This window comes from Streptomyces puniciscabiei, from assembly GCF_006715785.1.
GTDB classification, from domain to species: Bacteria; Actinomycetota; Actinomycetes; order Streptomycetales; family Streptomycetaceae; genus Streptomyces; species Streptomyces puniciscabiei.
This window is the reverse complement of sequence record NZ_VFNX01000003.1, coordinates 72,705-90,419: the sequence shown is the minus strand read 5'-3', so window position 1 is coordinate 90,419 and position 17,715 is coordinate 72,705. Positions and strand designations below refer to the sequence as shown.

Genomic DNA, 17,715 nt, shown 5'->3' with positions numbered 1-17,715 from the left:
GGCCATGGCGACCCCGGTCCGCATCAGGCGCCAACTGCCCTTCAGCCCCTGGCTGTTCGCCGTGCCGGGACTGCTCGTCACGGGCGTCTTCGTGCTCTACCCGTTCGTCTCCACCCTGGTGAACTCCTTCACCGACCGCCGCACCCTGCTGCCGGGCCACTTCGTGGGCCTCGCCAACTTCCGTGAGCTGCTGCACGACGACATGTTCTGGACCGGCCTGCGCAACAGCACCCTGTACATCGTCGGCGTCGTACCCGCCCTGGTCGTCCTGCCCCTGCTGCTCGCGCTGCTGGTGCAGAAGAACATCCCCGGCATCACCTTCTTCCGCTCCGCCTTCTACACCCCGGTCGTCGCCTCGATCGTGGTCGTCGGGCTGATCTGGGTGTGGCTGCTGGACGAACGCGGACTGGTCAACTCGCTGCTGGAGACGATCGGGATCGGCCGGGTCGGCTTCCTCAGCGACCAGTGGCTGCTCCTGCTGAGCGCGATGGCCGTCACGGTGTGGAAGGGCCTCGGCTACTACATGATCATCTACCTGGCGGCGCTGGCGAACGTGCCGCGCGAACTGCACGAGGCCGCCGCCGTGGACGGCGCGGGCCCGGTGCGCCGCTTCCTCTCGGTCACCGTGCCCGCCGTCCGCTCCACCATGGTGCTGGTCGCCGCCCTCTCCTCGGTCGCCGCCTTCAAGGTGTTCTCCGAGGTGTATCTGATGGCCGGCCCCGACGGCGGCCCGGCCGGCGAGGACACCACGCTGGTCATGCTCGTCCAGCGCACCGGCACGGGCCTGACCGGCCGCGTGGGCTACGCCTCCGCGCTGTCGGTCGTCGTGTTCCTCGTCACCGTCGCGCTCATGCTGCTGGTGCTGCGCGCCGACCGCCGGGAGGAGTCGTGAGCGTCCTGGAGAAGGTGCGGCCCGGGCCGCCGGTCACCGCGCGCAAGGAGCGGCGCGTCACCGACGAGCACGGCCGGCGCATCCGCGTCGGCGAGCTGGCCTGGCGCTATCTGCTGCTGCTCGCCGTCCTCGCGCTGACCGTCGGCCCGTTCCTCTGGCAGCTGTCCACCTCCCTCAAGGGCCCCACCGAGGACATCTACGGCTCACCGCCGAGCTTCCTGCCCGCGCACCCCACCCTGCACAACTACACCCGGGTCGCCGACACCATCCCCGTCTGGGACTACGCCCTGAACTCCCTCAAGGTCGCCACCGCCAACGTCGTCACCAACTGCGTCGGCTCGGCGCTCGCCGGGTACGCCCTGGCCCGGCTGCGCTTCCGTGGCCGGCGCGTGACCACCCTGGTGTTCGTGCTGGCGATGCTCGTGCCGGTCGAGGGCATCGTCATCGCCCAGTTCACCACCATGCGCGAACTCGGCCTGAACAACACGCTCATCGGCGTCGTGCTGCCCGGCGCGGTCGGCGCGATGAACGTGCTGCTGATGCGGAACGCGTTCCGGAACCTGCCGTACGAGATCGAGGAGGCGGCCTACGTCGACGGCGCCAACGTCTGGCAGCGGTTCCTGCGCGTCGCCCTGCCCTCGGTGAAGGGCACGCTGGCCGTCGTCGCGATCTTCGCCTTCATGGGCGCCTGGGACGACTTCCTGTGGCCCCTGATCGTGCTCAGCGACCCGTCCAAGTTCACCCTCACCATCGGCCTGAACTACCTGCACGGCACCTTCGCGAACGACGAACGCCTCGTCGCCGCCGGCACCGTGATCGCCGTGGCCCCGCTCATCGCGCTGTTCGCCTGCCTGCAGCGGTACTTCTTCCGCGGGGTCGGCGAGGGGGCCGTGAAGGGCTGAACCCCGTACGTCACAAGGACACTCCATGCCCCCTGCCGTGCGCTTCGGCGTCAACTACACCCCGAGCGTCGGGTGGTTCCACCACTGGCTCGACTTCGACCTCGACTCCGTGCGCGCCGACCTCGACGCGATCGCCGCGCTCGGCCTCGACCACATCCGGGTCTTCCCGCTGTGGCCCTACTTCCAGCCCAACCGGACCCTGATCCGCCCGCGCGCCGTCGAGCAGCTCGTGGCCCTCGCCGACGCGGCAGCCGAACGCGGCCTGGACGTCGGCGTCGACGGCCTGCAGGGGCACTTGAGCAGCTTCGACTTCCTGCCCGCCTGGACCCGCACCTGGCACCGGCGCAACCTCTTCACCGACCCGGACGTGACCGAGGGCCAGGCGGCCTATCTGCGCACCCTCGCCGCCGCCCTCGCCGACCGGCCGAACTTCCTCGGCATGACCGTCGGCAACGAGGTCAACCAGTTCGCCGCCGGCCCCCACCCCGACCCCGACCGCATCACGGCGGACGAGGCCGAGCGATGGCTCGTCCGGATGCTGGCCGCCTGTGCCGAGGGCGCCCCCGGCCGGCTCCATCTGCACGCCTCCTACGACGCCGCCTGGTACCAGGACGACCAGCCCTTCACCCCCGGCCACTGCGCCCGGCTCGGCGACCTCACCGCCGTGCATTCCTGGGTGTTCAACGGCACCGCCCAGCGCCACGGCCGTACCTCCGTGCCGGCCGAGCACCACGCCGCCTACCTGATCGAGCTGAGCAAGGCCTGGGCCGCGGAGCCGCACCGGCCCGTCTGGCTCCAGGAGGTCGGCGCGCCCGCCCCGCTCGTACCCGCCGAGCACGCCGCCGCCTTCGCCGAGGCGACGATCGGGAACGCTCTGGACTGCCCGGACCTGTGGGGGATCACCTGGTGGTGCTCCCACGACGTCTCGCGCGACCTCGCCGACTTTCCCCAACTGGAGTACGGGCTCGGCGTGTTCACCAACGACCGGGCGCCCAAGGACATCGCCCGCGTGCTGGCCGAGGCGGCACGGCGGCCGCACGCGGCCCCCATCCCGCGCACCACGGCCCTCCTCGTACCCGACGATCCGGGCCGCCGCTCCCACTGCGCGCCCGGCGGGCCCGTCTTCGACGCGTTCTTCCGGCTCGTCGCCGACGGCGCCCGCCCCACCACCGTCCTCGACACCCGCGCGGACGACAAGGACCACCTCGCCGCGCGCGGCATCACCGAGGTCGTCACTCCCGATCAGGTACTCCCCACCCCACAAGGAGGCACCCGCTCGTGAACCCCAGCAGACGCACCGTCCTGATCGCCGGCGCCGCCGCCGGTCTGTTCCCGCTGCCCGCCGTCGCGGCCGTCCGTCCCAGAGCCGGGGCGACCCCGCCGTACGCCTCCTACTGGTACCCGGACTCGCTCCCCGCCGGCAGCCCCGGCCCCGGCATCACCTGGCGCGGCCTGAAGAGCTGGCGCGCGGCCGACGACCCCGACCTCGCCTTCAACGCGGCGTCCGTGCCGCTCGCCGCCCGTTTCACCCCGACCCCGGCGAACCCCACCGCCCGCTCCGGCCGGGCCCGCATCCAGGCCCTGGTCTCCTTCGGGCCGACGTCCGCCAACCCCTCCCAGGGCTCGGCCACCGCCGACTACTACGCCCTCACCCACTGGGCCTACCTGGACGAGCTGGTCTTCTGGGGCGGCTCGGCCGGCGAGGGCCTGATCCTCGCGCCGAACGCACCGATCGTGGACGCCGCCCACCGGCACGGCGTCCCGGTGCTGGGGAACATCTTCCTGCCGCCGGTGGCCTACGGCGGCCAGCTGCAGTGGACGCGCGACCTCGTACAGAAGGATGCCGCCGGGCACCACCCGCTCGCCGCGCAGCTCGTCGCGGTCGCGGCGGCCTACGGCTTCGACGGCTGGTTCGTGAACGCCGAGACGGGCGGCGGGAACAGCGCGCTGGGCCAGGCCATGCTCGGGTTCGTCAAGGAGCTGAAGGCGCTCGCGGCGGCCGAGGGTCAGCGGGTGACCTGGTACGACGCGATGACGGTGAGCGGCACGGTCGGCTGGCAGGGCGCGCTGAACAACCAGAACCAGGCCTTCTTCCAGGCCGCCGACGACATGTTCGTGGACTTCCGGTGGAGCGCGGCCACCCTCGCGTCCTCGGGGACGAAGGCGGACCAACTGGGACGCAGCCGCTACGAGTTGTGGGCCGGAGTGGACGTCGAGTCGAACGGGTCCGACACGCCGGTGGACTGGGACACAATCGTGCCGTCCGGCAAGCCGCACGTCACCTCGATCGGCTTCTACCGGCCGGAGTGGACCCGGAACCACCTGCCCGCCGACCAGCGGTCCCCGGAGGACTTCCACGCCGCCGACGACCGGTTCTGGACCGGGCGCTCGCTGGACCCGTCCCGGCCGGACCCGACCGATCCGTGGCGGGCGCCGGCGGTGTCGGTCGCGGACCGGTCCACGGTGACCTCGCTGCCGTTCGCGACCGTCTTCAACACGGGGCACGGGCTGCGCTGGTACGAGGACGGGGCCGTCACCTCGGACGCCCCCTGGAACCACCTCGGGCTGCAGGACCGGCTGCCGGCGCGGCGGTGGGTGGTGCGCACGGCGGGGGAGCGGCCGGCGGTGTCCTTCGACTTCGCCGATGCCTGGCGGGGCGGCAGCAGCGTGCTGGTGGACGGTGAACTCGATCAACCGGTCGTGGTGGATCTGTACGCGACCCGGCTGCCGGTCGGTGTGAACTCGGTCGTCGAGCTCACCTACCGGACCGACGCGGGCACTGTGAACGTCGAGCCGGCGGTGGCGACGGCCGAGCCGGGCGGGCCCGGGACGGCACCGCCGTACACGTATCCGGCCGTGAACCACGGCAACAACCGGGCTCCTGTGAACGGGGTCAACGGCTGGCAGACCGTGACAGTCCCGCTCACCGGGCTGACCGGCACCGTCCACGCCCTCGGCGTCCGCCTCACCGCCACCGATGGCCCGGTCCGCTGGCGTCTCGGCGCCCTCGCCGTCCGGGACACCGTCACCGGCCCCGCCGCCCCCACGGGCGCCCGCGTCACCGCCGCGACCGGTGGCGACCTCCGGCTGGCCTGGAACGCCGCCCCCGGCGCCGTCCGCCACTACGAGCTGCACCGCCTCCTGCCCGACGGCACCCGCCGCTTCCTCGCCGGCACCTGCCAGTGCGCCTGCTTCCTCACCGGCCTCCAGCCCGAACAAGGCGAGAAAACCGCACGATTCGAACTGCGTGCCGTGGGGGAGCTCTACACCACCTCGGCCCCCGTCACCGTCACCCACCCCTGGTAACGACCGCAACTGCCCGGAACCCGCAGGGAGCACCCCGCATGCATGACGACCGCACTCTGGTGGAGGGCCGCCTCCGGCGCGTCCTCGACGAACGCATCCGCCCCGCCGTGTACCCCGAGTCCGTGCCGCTGCAGGTCGCGGTGTGGCACGCGCCAGGCGAGCCCGTGCCGGTCGAGGAGGGACTCGCGGCCGAGCCGAACCCCGTCGAGGTCGGCGCCCGCTGGGGTGCTCCGTGGGGCACCAGCTGGTTCCGGGTGACCGGGACCGTGCCCGAGGCGTGGGCCGGGAGGACCGTCGAGGCCCTGCTCGACCTGGGCTTCGACGAGAACATGCCCGGCTTCCAGTGCGAGGGCCTGGTCTACCGGCCCGACGGCACCCCCGTGAAGGGCCTCAACCCCCGCAACCAGTGGGTGCGCGTCGGCGCCCCGGTGGCGGGCGGCGAGGAGGTGGTCCTGCACATCGAGGCCGCCTCCAACCCGGTCATCCTCGACTACCGCCCCTTCCGGCCCACCCGGCTCGGCGACAAGGACACCGCCGGGCACGAACCGCAGTACACCCTCACCCGCATGGACCTCGCCGTCTTCGACGAGACCGTCTGGCAGCTGGTCATGGACCTGGAGGTGCTCGGCGAGCTGATGGCCGAGCTGCCCGTGGACTCCGCGCGCCGGCACGACATCCTGCGCGCCGTCGAGCGGGCCCTGGACGCCGTCGACCTGCAGGACGTGAACGGCACGGCCGACCGCGCCCGCGCCGAACTCACCGGAGTGCTCTCGGCCCCGGCCGTACCGTCCGCGCACCGGATCAGCGCCGTCGGGCACGCGCACATCGACTCGGCCTGGCTGTGGCCGCTCAGGGAGACGGTCCGCAAGGTGGCCCGTACGACCTCCAACATGACCGCGCTCATCGAGGACGAGCCGGAGTTCGTCTTCGCCATGTCCCAGGCCCAGCAGTGGGCCTGGGTGAAGCAGCACCGGCCCGAGGTGTGGGCGCGGGTGAAGAAGGCCGTGGCGGAGGGGCGGTTCGTGCCGGCCGGCGGGATGTGGGTGGAGTCGGACACCAACATGCCGGGCTCGGAGGCGATGGCCCGGCAGTTCGTGCACGGCAAACGGTTCTTCCTCGACGAGTTCGGGATCGAGAACGAGGAGGCCTGGCTGCCCGACACCTTCGGCTTCGCCGCCGGGCTCCCGCAGATCATCAGGGCGGCCGGCTCCAGGTGGCTGCTGACCCAGAAGATCTCCTGGTCCCAGACGAACAGGTTCCCGCACCACACCTTCCAGTGGGAGGGCATCGACGGCACCCGGATCTTCACCCACTTCCCGCCCGTCGACACCTACAACTGTTCCATGAAGGGCAGTGAACTCGCCCACGCGGCACGCAACTTCAAGGACAAGGGGCGCGCCCGGCACTCCCTGGCGCCCACCGGCTGGGGCGACGGAGGCGGCGGCACCACCCGCGAGATGGTCGCCAAGGCGGCCCGGCTGCGCGACCTCGAGGGCTCGGCCACCGTCGTCTGGGAGACCCCCCGCGCCTTCTTCGAGAAGGCCGAGGCCGAGTACCCGGAACCGCCCGTCTGGGTCGGCGAGCTGTACCTGGAACTGCACCGGGCCACCCTCACCAGCCAGGCGAAGACCAAGCAGGGCAACCGGCGCAGCGAACACCTGCTGCGGGAGGCCGAGCTGTGGGCGGCCACCGCGGCCGTACGCACCGGATTCCCCTACCCCTACGAGGAGCTGGACCGGATCTGGAAGACGGTCCTGCTGCACCAGTTCCACGACATCCTGCCCGGCTCGTCCATCGCCTGGGTGCACCGGGAGGCACGGGCGACGTACGAGCGGATCGCCGCCGAGCTGAACGACATCGTCCGCGCGGCGCAGCGGGCCCTGGCCGGGGACGGAGACCGGGACCTGGTCTTCAATTCGGCGCCGCACCCCCGGGCCGCGGTCGCCGCGGGCGGTGCCGCCGTCCCCGCCGTGACGGGCCACACCCGGCTCGCCCCGCGCGGGAACGGCGGATTCGTGCTGGACAACGGACTGCTCCGGATCGGCATCGACCCGCGGGGCCTGGTGGTCTCCGCCTACGACATCACCGCCGACCGCGAGACCATCGCCCCCGGCAAGAGCGCGAACCTCCTCCAGCTCCACCCGGACTTCCCGAACATGTGGGACGCGTGGGACGTGGACGCCTTCTACCGCAACACGGTCACGGACCTCACGCAGGCGGACGAGGTGAGTGCCGGCGAGGACGGGATGTCGGTGCGGATCGTCCGGTCCTTCGGCGCCTCCCGGGTCACCCAGGAGCTGTCACTGCCGCCGGGCGAGCGGAGGCTGGTCATCGACACCGAGGTCGACTGGCACGAGACGGAGAAGTTCCTCAAGCTGGCCTTCCCGCTCGACCTGCACGCCGAACGGTACGCCGCCGAGACCCAGTTCGGGCATGTCTTCCGCCCCACGCACACCAACACCTCCTGGGAGGCGGCCAAGTTCGAGGCGTGCAACCACCGCTTCGTCCACCTGAAGGAGCCCGGCTGGGGCGTGGCCGTCGTCAACGACTCGACGTACGGCCACGACGTGACCCGCGCGGTGCGCACCGACGGCGACCGCGGTACGACGACCACGGTGCGTGTCTCCCTGCTGCGCGCCCCGCGCTTCCCCGACCCCGAGACCGACCAGGGCGTCCACCGCTTCCAGCACGCCCTGGTGCCGGGCGCCTCGATCGCCGACGCGGTCCGCGAGGGCTGGCGGATCAACCTGCCGGAACGGCACGTCACCGGCGCCCATGACGTCGCCCCGCTGGTCACCGCCGACGACGACGCCGTAGTGATCACGGCGGTGAAACTCGCCGACGACGGCAGCGGGGACGTGGTGGTCCGCTTCCACGAGGCCCACGGCGGCCGGGCCCGGGCGACGCTCACCGCCGGGTTCGAGGTGGCGGACGTGACCGTGACCGACCTGCTGGAACGGCCGGCGGGCGAGGGCGAGCCGCCGGTGCGGGACGGCCGCCGGATCGCCGTGGCGCTGCGGCCGTTCCAGCTGATGACGCTCCGGTTGCGCCGCCGCTGACCGGGGCGCGGGGCCCGCGTCAGTCCGCCGGGGGTGACGCGGGCGGTGCCGGATCGCCGCCGGACGGGTGCGCGCGGCGCAGCGGCGCCCTCGGGCCCGGGTTCTGCCGCCGCATCCCGCCCAGCGCCTCGTTGGCCCGGCCCTCCTCACACCTCCGCACGGGCCGGGTGAGGGCGGCCGAAACGACCGACGGACGACGGGCTACTCCCCGGCCTGCCCCCCGAGCTGTGCCCGCAGCCACTCCTCCACCTCGCCGACGTGGGCCGCCGCCGCCGCTCGTGCCGCCTCCGGGTCGCGGGCGGTGAGGGCGCGGTGGATGGCGGCGTGTTCGCGGCGGGTGCGGGCGAAGGCGCCCTCCTCCTGGTAGCCGCGCCAGACCCGGGCGCGGAAGGTGCGCGAGGACAGGCCCTCCAGGATGGCGGCCATGGTCTCGTTGCCCGCCGCGGCGGCGATCTCGCGGTGGAAGGCGAGGTCGTGGGCGAGGATCTCCTCGGGGTCGTCGGTGGCGTTCATCGCCGCCAGGTGCTTCTCGACGGCGGTGAGCTGGTCCTCGGTGATGCGCGCGGCGGCCAGCGCGGTCGCCGTCGACTCCAGGATCCGGCGGACCTCCAGCAGCTCCACCAGGCGGGGGCCACGGGACAGGTCCGCGACCACCCCGAAGGTCTCCAGCAGGTCGCCGGCCTCCAGGGCGGTGACGTAGATGCCGGAACCGTGCCGGGCCTCCAGGACGCCCATCACGGTCAGGGCGCGGATCGCCTCCCGCATCGAGCTGCGGGAGATGCCCAGCCGGGCCGCGAGATCCCGCTCGGTGGGCAGCCGCTGGCCGGGCTCCAGCCGGCCCTCGGCGATCATCGCCTTGATCTCCTCGATGGCGCGCTGGGTCACCGTGCCCTTCTGCGGCACTTCCTCCTCGTCCACACCACTCCTCCTTCCCCCCGGTGCGCCGCAGTCTAGCCAGCCGAGTGGTCCGACCACTACGCCCTGAATCCGCGAATTTTCCGTGCACGAGGGTGTTGACTCGGCTTATTGGTCTGATAAGTATGCGGCGTCTGCTCGAACACCCTCGACGAGGAGCCGCGAGATGCCCGCCAGCACAGTCAGGAAGCGCAGCAGGTCACGGATCATCGGCGCGGTGGCTCTGGCCGCCGGTGCCTCGCTCATGCTCGCCGCCTGCGGCAGCACCAAGGACACCGCGAGCGCGGGCAGCGGCGGCACCGGCAAGGTGGGCGTGATCCTGCCGCTGCTGACCTCGCCGTTCTGGCAGTCGTACAACGACTACGTGCCCAAGATGGCCAGGTCCGAGGGCGTCGAGGTGCTGAAGACGGTCAACTCCAACAGCGACCCCTCCCAGCAGATCACCGACATCGACAACGAACTCACCCAGGGCGTCAAGGGACTGGTGGTCGCCCCGCTGGACAGCGCCGCGATCCAGGCCGGACTCGACCAGGCCGAGCGCAAGGGCGTCCCCGTGGTCGCCGTGGACGTCGCGCCCGACAAGGGCAAGGTCGCCATGGTGGTGCGCGCCGACAACGTGGCCTACGGCGAGAAGGCCTGCGACTACCTCGGACAGCACGTGAGCAGCGGCAAGGTCGTACAGGTCATGGGCGACCTTGCCTCGGTCAACGGCCGGGACCGCTCCGCGGCCTTCCGGTCCTGCGTGAAGAAGAAGTACCCGAAGCTGAAGGTGCTGGAGATCCCCGCCAAGTGGGAGTCCGACACCGCCGCCGCCAAGCTCGACACGCTCCTCAACGCCAACCCCGACATCAAGGGGATCTACCTGCAGGCCGGCGGTGTCTACCTCGCGCCGACCCTGCAGACCCTGAAGTCCAAGAACATGCTGAAAGCGGCCGGGCAGAAGGGCCACATCGCGATCGTCTCCAACGACGGCATCCCGCAGGAGTTCGACGCCATCCGCAAGGGCGAGATCGACGCCACGGTCTCCCAGCCCGCCGACGCCTACGCCAAGTACGGCCTGTACTACATCAAGGCCGCGATGGCCGGGAAGACGTTCAAGCCGGGGCCGACCGACCACGGGTCCACGATCGTCGAACTGCCCGGCGGCATCCTCGAGGACCAGCTGCCCGCGCCCCTGGTCACCAAGGCCAACGTCGACGATCCCCAACTGTGGGGCAACACGGTCAAATGAGCACACCGCTTGTGGAAGCCGAGGGGATCGTCAAGCGCTACGGCCCCACCGTCGCCCTCGCCGACGGCCGGCTCACCGTCCGCCCCGGCGAGTCCCACGCCCTGGTCGGCCGCAACGGCGCCGGCAAGTCCACCCTCGTCAACGTCCTCACCGGCCTGCAGGCACCGGACGCGGGCACCATCCGCTTCGACGGCACGCCCGCGCCCGCGCTCGCCGCCCGGGACGCCTGGCGCCGCAAGGTGGCCTGCGTCTACCAGAAGCCCACGGTCGTCCCGGAGCTGACGGTCGCCGAGAACCTGTTCCTCAACCGGCAGCCGACCGGCCGCGGCCTCATCAGCTGGCGCCGCCTGCGCCGGCAGGCCGCCGAACTCCTCGACACCTGGGACGTGCGCGTCGACCCCGAGGCGCGCACCGCCGACCTCAGGGTCGAGGACCGCCAGATGGTCGAGATCGCCCGCGCGCTGAGCTTCGGCGCCCGGTTCATCGTGCTGGACGAACCCACCGCCCAGCTCGACAACCGGGAGATCGAACGGCTCTTCACCCGCATGCGCTCCCTGCAGGACTCCGGCGTCACCTTCCTGTTCATCTCCCACCACCTGCAGGAGGTGTACGAGGTCTGTCAGACGGTCACCGTGCTGCGCGACGCCCGCTGGATCACCACCGCCCCCGTCGCCGACCTGCCGAAGGCGGCGCTGGTGGAGGCCATGGCTGGGGAGTCCGTCGCCGAACAGGCGGTACGTCGTACGGTGGTTGACGACGGGGCTCCGGTCCTGCTGCGAGCACAGGGCCTCACCTCACCGGCGTACCAGGACGTCGACCTCACCGTTCGCCGCGGTGAGGTCGTCGGACTCGCCGGCTCCAGCGGCAGCGGCAAGACCGAGCTCGCCGAGTCCTTCGCCGGGCTGCACACCCCGACCGGTGGCACCGCTCAACTCGACAAGGAACGCCTGCCGTTCGGGGACGTCACGGCCGCCCTGCGGGCCGGCGTCGGCTGTGTGCCCCGCGACCGGCACGAGCAGGGACTGGTGTCCGGCATGAGCATCGGCGACAACGCCACGCTGAGCGTGCTGGACCGGCTGGGCCGGGCCGGATTCGTCGCCACCGACGCGCGGCGCCGCTTCGCCGCCGAGCTGATCGACCGCCTAGACATCCACGCCGAGGGCCCCGACCAGCCGGTGTCCGACCTGTCCGGCGGCAACGCCCAGAAGGTGGTGATGGCCCGCGCCCTCGCGTCCGGCCCCCGCCTCCTGATCCTGATCAACCCCACCGCCGGTGTCGACGTGAAGTCCAAGGAGTCGCTGCTGGCCCGCATGGACAGCGCCCGCGAGGACGGCACCGCCGTGCTCGTCGTCTCCGACGAACTCGACGACCTGCGCCGCTGCGACCGCGTCCTCGTCCTCTTCCACGGCCGTGTCGTCGCCGAGCACCCGGCCGGCTGGCGCGACCACGAGCTGATCGCCTCCATCGAAGGAGTTGACCATGGCTGACACCCGGGCCGCCCCGCCGCTCGCACCCACGAAGACCCCGGACGCCCGGTCGGCCAGGACCGTCCTGCTCCGCCGCGCCCGCGAACTCGCCCTGGTACCCGCCCTGTTGCTGCTCATGGTGCTCGGCGCGGTGGTCAACGACTCGTTCCTGACCGAGCGGAACCTGATCTCGATCCTCGGGGCCTCCGCCGCGCTCGCGATGGTCGTGCTCGCCGAGTCCCTCGTGCTGATCACCGGCAGGTTCGACCTGTCCCTGGAGTCGGTGGTCGGCATCGCGCCGGCCGTCGGGGCCCTGCTGGTGCTGCCCGCGAGCCAGTCCGGCTGGGGCACGGAATTCCCGGCCGGGCTCGCCCTGCTCGCGATCCCCGTGGTCGGCGCGGTGATCGGCGCCTTCAACGGCGTCCTGGTCGTGAAGTTCCGGCTCAACGCCTTCATCGTCACGCTCGCGATGCTCATCGTGCTGCGCGGTCTGCTGGTCGGCGCCACCAAGGGCAAGACCCTGTTCGGCATGCCCGACAGCTTCTACTCCCTGGCCACCACCACCTTCCTCGACGCCCCGCTGTCCGTGTGGCTCGCCGCCGTCGCCTTCGGCGTCACCGGGTTCGTGCTGAAGTACCACCGCACCGGCCGCGCCCTGTACGCGATCGGAGGCAACGCGGACGCCGCCCGCGCGGCCGGTGTCCGCGTGGACCGGGTGATGCTCGGCGTGTACGTCGTCGCGGGTGTGCTCGCCTCGGTCGGCGGGCTGCTGCAGACCGGGTACGTCGGCGCGATCAGCGCCAACCAGGGCCAGAACATGATCTTCACCGTGTTCGCGGCCGCCGTGATCGGCGGCATCAGCCTGGACGGCGGCAAGGGCACCATGTTCGGCGCCCTGACCGGTGTCCTCCTCCTGGGCGTCGTACAGAACCTGCTCACCCTCGCCCAGGTCCCGTCGTTCTGGATCCAGGCCATCTACGGAGGGATCATCCTCGTCGCCCTCATGATCGCGCGCGTGACGACGGGCCGCGCCCAGGACTGACGAGCCATCAGCTGCCCCATGACCGAAAGGACTTCAGTGTCCCAGGCCCCCGCCCGCGTCATCGCGGTCGACACCCACGACATCCGTTTCCCCACCTCGCGCGAGCTGGACGGCTCCGACGCGATGAACCCCGACCCCGACTACTCGGCGGCCTACGCCGTGCTGCGCACCGACGCCGCCGACGGGCACGAGGGACACGGGTTCGTCTTCACCATCGGGCGGGGCAACGACGTCCAGGTCGCCGCGATCGACGCGCTCAGGGACCATGTGCTCGGCCGCGAGGTGGCCGAGCTGTGCGCCGACCCCGGCTCGCTCCTCCGGGACCTGATCGGCGACAGCCAGCTGCGCTGGCTCGGCCCGGAGAAGGGCGTGATGCACATGGCGGTAGGGGCCGTGGTCAACGCCGTCTGGGACCTCGCCGCCCGGCGCGCCGGAAAGCCCCTGTGGCAGCTGCTCGCCGACGCCGAACCCGAGTGGCTGGTCGGGCAGATCGACTTCCGGTACATCGCGGACGCGCTCACCCCCGCCGAGGCCCTCGACCTGCTGAGGCGGGGGAGAGAAGGCGCCGGGGAGCGCCGGGCCCGGCTGCTGGAGCGGGGCTACCCCGCCTACACCACCTCCCCGGGCTGGCTCGGCTACGACGACGACAAGCTGACCCGGCTCGCCGCGCAGGCCGTCGCCGACGGTTTCACGCAGATCAAGCTGAAGGTCGGCGCCGACCTCGACGACGACCTCCGGCGCTGCCGGGTCGCCCGCGCGGCCGTCGGTCCGGACATCCGGCTCGCCGTCGACGCCAACCAGCGCTGGAACGTCGACGAGGCGATCCGCTGGACCAAGGCCCTCGCCGAGTTCGGCCCGTACTGGATCGAGGAGCCCACCAGCCCCGACGACGTCCTGGGCCACGCCGCCATCCGCCGCGCGGTGGCCCCGGTCAAGGTCGCCACGGGCGAGCACGTGCACAACCGGATCATGTTCAAGCAGCTCCTCCAGGCGGGCGCCCTCGACATCGTCCAGATCGACGCCGCCCGGGTCGCCGGCGTCAACGAGAACCTCGCCATCCTGCTGCTCGCCGCCAGGTTCGGCGTCCCGGTCTGCCCGCACGCGGGGGGCGTCGGCCTGTGCGAACTCGTCCAGCACCTGTCGATGTTCGACTACGTGGCCGTCTCGGGCACCACCGAGGACCGGGTCATCGAGTACGTCGACCACCTTCACGAGCACTTCACCACCCCGGTCGTCATCCGCGACGGCCACTACACCGCCCCCACCGCGCCCGGCTTCTCCGCCGCCCTGCGCCCGGAGTCGATCGCGCGCTACACCTTCCCCGGCGGCACCTACTGGGCCGCCGACCCCGACACCCAGAAGGGACAGGCCGCATGAGCGACTTCGAGGGCCTCAGCGCCCTGGTCACCGGCGGCGCGTCCGGCATAGGCCGGGCCACCGCCGACCTCCTCGCCGCCCGTGGCGCCCGGGTCGCCGTCCTCGACCGGGACCCCGCGGACGTCGACAAGCCGCTCCTCGCCCACCGCGCCGACGTCACCGACGACGCCTCGGTCCGCGCCGCCGTCGAGCGGGCCGCCGAGGACCTCGGCGGCCTCGACGTGCTGGTCAACAACGCCGGGATCGGCGCCCAGGGCACGGTCGAGGACAACGACGACGACGAGTGGCTCCGCGTCTTCGACGTCAACGTCCTCGGCATGGTCCGCACCGCCCGGGCCGCCCTCCCGCACCTGCGCCGCTCGTCGCACGCCGCCATCGTCAACACCTGCTCCATCGCTGCCACCGCCGGACTGCCCCAGCGGGCCCTGTACAGCGCCACCAAGGGCGCCGTGTACTCCCTGACCCTCGCCATGGCCGCCGACCACGTCCGCGAGGGCATCCGCGTGAACTGCGTCAACCCCGGTACGGCGGACACCCCGTGGATCGGCCGGCTGCTGGACGCGGCCCCGGACCCGGCCGCCGAACGCGCGGCGCTGGAGGCCCGCCAGCCCACCGGCCGGCTGGTCTCCGCCGCCGAAGTGGCGGGCGCCATCGCCTACTTGGCCAGTCCGCTGTCCGGCGCTACCACCGGCACCGCCCTCGCCGTCGACGGCGGCATGCAGGGCCTGAGGCTGCGGCCGGTGGGCCGGTGACGCGGCTCGGCCGCAGCGGCGTCGAGGTCACCCCGCTCGGCTTCGGCGCCGCGGCGCTCGGCAACCTCTACCGCCCGGTGGACGACGAGCAGGCGGGACAGGCCGTACGGGCCGCCTGGCAGCGCGGCATCCGGTACTTCGACACCGCCCCGCACTACGGCCTCGGGCTGTCCGAACGCCGGCTCGGCGCCGCCCTGCGGCAGTACGACCGGGCCGGCTACACCCTCTCCACCAAGGTCGGCCGCCGCCTCGACCCGGCCGACGGCACGGGTGACGACCTGGCCCACGGCTTCGCCGTACCCGCGACCCACCGCCGGGTGTGGGACTTCAGCGCCGACGGCGTCCGCCGCACCCTGGAGGCGAGCCTGGGCCGCCTCGGCCTGGACCGCGTCGACGTCGTCTACCTGCACGACCCCGACGACCACGCCGAGCAGGCCTTCCGCGAGGGCTACCCGGCCCTGGAGAAGCTGCGCGCCGAGGGCGTCGTCGGTGCGATCGGCGCGGGCATGAACCAGACCGCCATGCTCACCCGGTTCGTCCGCGACACCGACGTGGACGTGGTCCTGTGCGCGGGCCGCTACACCCTGCTCGACCAGAGCGCCGGCGCCGAACTGCTGCCGGCGGCCGCCGAGCACGGGGTGTCGGTGGTCCTCGGCGGCGTCTTCAACTCGGGCCTGCTGGCCGACCCGACGCCCGAGTCGACGTACGACTACCGCCGTGTCCCACCGGAGACGCTGGACAGGGCCCTGCGGATGAAGGCGGTGGCCGAGCGGCACGGCATCACCCTGCGCGCCGCCGCGCTGGCCTTCGCCGCCGCCCACCCGGCCGTCGCCAGTGTCCTGCCCGGTCCCCGCTCCGTGCCCGAAGTCCACGACTGCGCCGAGCAGTTCGCGACGGCCGTCCCGGCGGAGTTCTGGCGGGAGCTGCGGGAGTCCGGTCTGCTGCCCCGAGAGGAGGGCCCGTCATGAGAGTCGCCCTGCACACCAAGGTCCGCCCCGACCGGATCGCCGCGTACGAGGCGGCCCATCGCGCGGTCCCGGAGGAACTGACCCGGGCCATCCGCGCCGCCGGTGCCACCTCCTGGACCATCTGGCGGTGGGGGTCCCCCCGCGCGAGCGAAGCCGAGCGTGGGGGAGGGAGCGCCCTGTTCCATCTGCTGGACTGTGCGGACTACGGCCGCCTGCTCGCCCAACTGGAACAGCTGCCGGTCAACGTGGCCTGGCAGGCCCGCACGGCCGAACTGCTCGACGTCGTGCACGACTACTCCGAAGGCGGCGGGAACGCCGGACTGCCCGTCGTCTGGGAGCTGCCGTGACCGTCGACGCCCACCACCACGTCTGGGATCTGTCCGTCCGCGACCAGGACTGGATCAAGGGGCCTGAACTCCAGTCCCTGCGACGGAACTTCACGGTGACCGACCTGGAGCCCGAGGCCCGCGCGGCCGGCGTGGACCGTACGGTCCTCGTCCAGACGGTCACCGTCCCGGAGGAGACCCCGGAGTTCCTGGCCCTGGCGGCCGGGCACGAGCTGATCGCGGGTGTCGTGGGCTGGACCGACCTGACCCGCCCGGACGTCACCGACGAACTGGTCCGGCTGCGCGAACTCCCCGGCGGCGCCTACCTGAAGGGCATCCGGCACCAGGTCCAGGGCGAGCCGGACCCGGAGTGGCTGCTGCGCGAGGACGTACGGCGGGGACTCGCGGCCGTGGCGGCGGCGGGCCTGGTGTACGACCTGGTCGTCCTGCCCCACCAGCTCCCGGCGTGTGTCCGGGCGGCCGAGGCGCTGCCCCAGCTCACGTTCGTCCTGGACCACCTGGGCAAGCCGCCCGTCGCGTCCGGCGCGGTCGAACCCTGGGCCACGCACATCAGGGCGCTGTCCGCGCTGCCCAACACGGTGTGCAAGGTGTCCGGGATGCTCACCGAGGCGGACCGGTCGCTGTGGGGCCGCGACACCTGGCCGCTCGCACCCGTACGCCCCTACTGGGACACGGTGCTGAACGCCTTCGGGCCCGGCCGCCTGATGTTCGGCTCGGACTGGCCGGCGTGCACGCCGGCGGGGACGTACGCACAGGTGGCGCAAGTCGTGCGCGGCCTGGCCCGGGACCTGACCGGGGACGAGCGCGCCCAGCTGTTCGACGCCACCGCCACCCGCGTCTACGGCCTGGGAACCTGCGCCCCCGGCCAGTGAGCACGGCCTCCGATGCGGCTACCGCACAGGTTTGCCCCGAGCCCACCCCCCGGTTGATGTGTCCCCGCCACGCCCCTGCGTACCGTCGTCCCTGTCCACGGCCGAGCCGTCCGCACCGACCGGCGGACGGCACCGACAGCACAGGGGAAGTCATGGGATTCGCACGCTGGAAGGCCGTCGTCGTCACGGCGGGCTCCGCCGGGCTCTTCGCCTCCGCGGTGGCCTTCGCACCCGCGGCCGGCGCGGACGCGTTCCGCTGCGGTTCCTTCGGCAGCGACCCCCGGGCGTGGTGCGCCTACGTGCAGAAGGCGCCCAGCGGCCTGAAGGTGCGCACCAGCCCGAGCACCTCGGCCCCGGTCGCCTTCACGCCGGCCAACGGGACCAAGGTCGAGGTGGACTGCTGGACCACCGGCAGCTCCGTCAACGACTACACCGTCTGGGACCGCCTGTACTCGGCGGGCGGCGGCCACTACGTCAGCGACTACTACCTCACGACCGGGTACGTGCAGAGCTACGTCGGCCACTGCTGAGTCCCCGCCGCCCGGCGGCGTGCGCGCCCCGCCGCCGGGCCCACCGGCCCCACCCA

15 protein-coding genes are annotated in these 17,715 nt (G+C 72.4%); 14 read left to right on the top strand and 1 reads right to left on the bottom strand.

Annotated features, from left to right (window positions below; genetic code table 11):
- The first annotated feature begins 4 nt into the window (after positions 1–4).
- Genes FB563_RS36210 through FB563_RS36190 form a run of 5 tightly spaced genes read left to right on the top strand, consistent with a single transcriptional unit; the run spans position 5 to position 8,159 of the window.
- Positions 5–892 (top strand): carbohydrate ABC transporter permease, encoded by an 888-nt coding sequence (locus tag FB563_RS36210; protein WP_055708181.1) that lies wholly within the window; start codon positions 5–7, stop codon positions 890–892.
- The gene (locus tag FB563_RS36205; protein ID WP_055708180.1) at positions 889–1,794 is read left to right on the top strand and encodes a carbohydrate ABC transporter permease; all 906 of its coding nucleotides are present in this window, start codon (positions 889–891) and stop codon (positions 1,792–1,794) included. Before FB563_RS36210 ends, FB563_RS36205 begins: the two co-directional genes overlap by 4 nt.
- Positions 1,795–1,819: 25 nt before the next feature.
- Positions 1,820–3,076, top strand: a complete 1,257-nt coding sequence (locus FB563_RS36200) for a glycoside hydrolase 5 family protein (RefSeq protein WP_107100715.1) — start codon at positions 1,820–1,822, stop codon at positions 3,074–3,076.
- A complete protein-coding gene (locus tag FB563_RS36195) occupies positions 3,073–5,100 on the top strand; it encodes an endo-beta-N-acetylglucosaminidase (RefSeq protein ID WP_055708179.1) in 2,028 nt (675 codons plus the stop codon). The genes FB563_RS36200 and FB563_RS36195 overlap by 4 nt, the downstream gene beginning before the upstream one ends.
- A gap of 38 nt (positions 5,101–5,138) precedes the next feature.
- On the top strand, positions 5,139–8,159 hold the full coding sequence (locus FB563_RS36190) for an alpha-mannosidase (RefSeq protein ID WP_055708178.1): 3,021 nt from the start codon (positions 5,139–5,141) through the stop codon (positions 8,157–8,159).
- Between the two features lie 201 nt (positions 8,160–8,360).
- On the opposite strand, the gene FB563_RS36185 is transcribed toward FB563_RS36190, so the two are convergent.
- Complete coding sequence (locus FB563_RS36185; RefSeq protein ID WP_055708177.1) at positions 8,361–9,077, bottom strand: FadR/GntR family transcriptional regulator; 717 nt, start codon at positions 9,075–9,077, stop codon at positions 8,361–8,363.
- Between the two features lie 163 nt (positions 9,078–9,240).
- On the opposite strand from FB563_RS36185, the gene FB563_RS36180 reads away from it, so the two are divergent.
- The 9 genes from FB563_RS36180 to FB563_RS36140 all read left to right on the top strand — a co-directional run bounded on the left by FB563_RS36180 (position 9,241) and on the right by FB563_RS36140 (position 17,659).
- The gene (locus FB563_RS36180) at positions 9,241–10,305 is read left to right on the top strand and encodes a sugar ABC transporter substrate-binding protein (RefSeq protein ID WP_055708176.1); all 1,065 of its coding nucleotides are present in this window, start codon (positions 9,241–9,243) and stop codon (positions 10,303–10,305) included.
- Positions 10,302–11,792, top strand: coding sequence for a sugar ABC transporter ATP-binding protein (locus FB563_RS36175; RefSeq protein ID WP_055708175.1), 1,491 nt, complete (start codon positions 10,302–10,304; stop codon positions 11,790–11,792). The genes FB563_RS36180 and FB563_RS36175 overlap by 4 nt, the downstream gene beginning before the upstream one ends.
- On the top strand, positions 11,785–12,813 hold the full coding sequence (locus FB563_RS36170; RefSeq protein ID WP_055708174.1) for an ABC transporter permease: 1,029 nt from the start codon (positions 11,785–11,787) through the stop codon (positions 12,811–12,813). The genes FB563_RS36175 and FB563_RS36170 overlap by 8 nt, the downstream gene beginning before the upstream one ends.
- 36 nt (positions 12,814–12,849) lie before the next feature.
- Positions 12,850–14,190 carry an L-fuconate dehydratase gene (locus FB563_RS36165; RefSeq protein WP_055708173.1) on the top strand — a complete coding sequence of 447 codons (1,341 nt, stop codon included), beginning with the start codon at positions 12,850–12,852 and terminating at the stop codon, positions 14,188–14,190.
- A complete protein-coding gene (locus FB563_RS36160; protein WP_055708172.1) occupies positions 14,187–14,942 on the top strand; it encodes an SDR family NAD(P)-dependent oxidoreductase in 756 nt (251 codons plus the stop codon). Before FB563_RS36165 ends, FB563_RS36160 begins: the two co-directional genes overlap by 4 nt.
- The gene (locus FB563_RS36155) at positions 14,939–15,910 is read left to right on the top strand and encodes an aldo/keto reductase (RefSeq protein ID WP_055708171.1); all 972 of its coding nucleotides are present in this window, start codon (positions 14,939–14,941) and stop codon (positions 15,908–15,910) included. Before FB563_RS36160 ends, FB563_RS36155 begins: the two co-directional genes overlap by 4 nt.
- Complete coding sequence (locus FB563_RS36150) at positions 15,907–16,257, top strand: L-rhamnose mutarotase (RefSeq protein ID WP_055708170.1); 351 nt, start codon at positions 15,907–15,909, stop codon at positions 16,255–16,257. Before FB563_RS36155 ends, FB563_RS36150 begins: the two co-directional genes overlap by 4 nt.
- The gene (locus FB563_RS36145; protein WP_142219174.1) at positions 16,254–17,129 is read left to right on the top strand and encodes an amidohydrolase family protein; all 876 of its coding nucleotides are present in this window, start codon (positions 16,254–16,256) and stop codon (positions 17,127–17,129) included. The genes FB563_RS36150 and FB563_RS36145 overlap by 4 nt, the downstream gene beginning before the upstream one ends.
- 152 nt (positions 17,130–17,281) lie before the next feature.
- Entirely contained in the window at positions 17,282–17,659 is a 378-nt protein-coding gene (locus tag FB563_RS36140) for an SH3 domain-containing protein (RefSeq protein WP_055708991.1), read from the top strand.
- Positions 17,660–17,715 lie beyond the last annotated feature (56 nt).

Bases quoted from the DNA above. Each gene is read 5' to 3' on its own strand.
- FB563_RS36175 (WP_055708175.1), top strand. From the start codon at position 10,302: ATGAGCACACCGCTTGTGGAAGCCGAGGGGATCGTCAAGCGCTACGGC.
- FB563_RS36180 (WP_055708176.1), top strand. From the start codon at position 9,241: ATGCCCGCCAGCACAGTCAGGAAGCGCAGCAGGTCACGGATCATCGGC.
- FB563_RS36200 (WP_107100715.1), top strand. From the start codon at position 1,820: ATGCCCCCTGCCGTGCGCTTCGGCGTCAACTACACCCCGAGCGTCGGG.
- FB563_RS36190 (WP_055708178.1), top strand. From the start codon at position 5,139: ATGCATGACGACCGCACTCTGGTGGAGGGCCGCCTCCGGCGCGTCCTC.
- FB563_RS36210 (WP_055708181.1), top strand. From the start codon at position 5: ATGGCGACCCCGGTCCGCATCAGGCGCCAACTGCCCTTCAGCCCCTGG.
- FB563_RS36150 (WP_055708170.1), top strand. From the start codon at position 15,907: ATGAGAGTCGCCCTGCACACCAAGGTCCGCCCCGACCGGATCGCCGCG.
- FB563_RS36170 (WP_055708174.1), top strand. From the start codon at position 11,785: ATGGCTGACACCCGGGCCGCCCCGCCGCTCGCACCCACGAAGACCCCG.
- FB563_RS36160 (WP_055708172.1), top strand. From the start codon at position 14,187: ATGAGCGACTTCGAGGGCCTCAGCGCCCTGGTCACCGGCGGCGCGTCC.
- FB563_RS36140 (WP_055708991.1), top strand. From the start codon at position 17,282: ATGGGATTCGCACGCTGGAAGGCCGTCGTCGTCACGGCGGGCTCCGCC.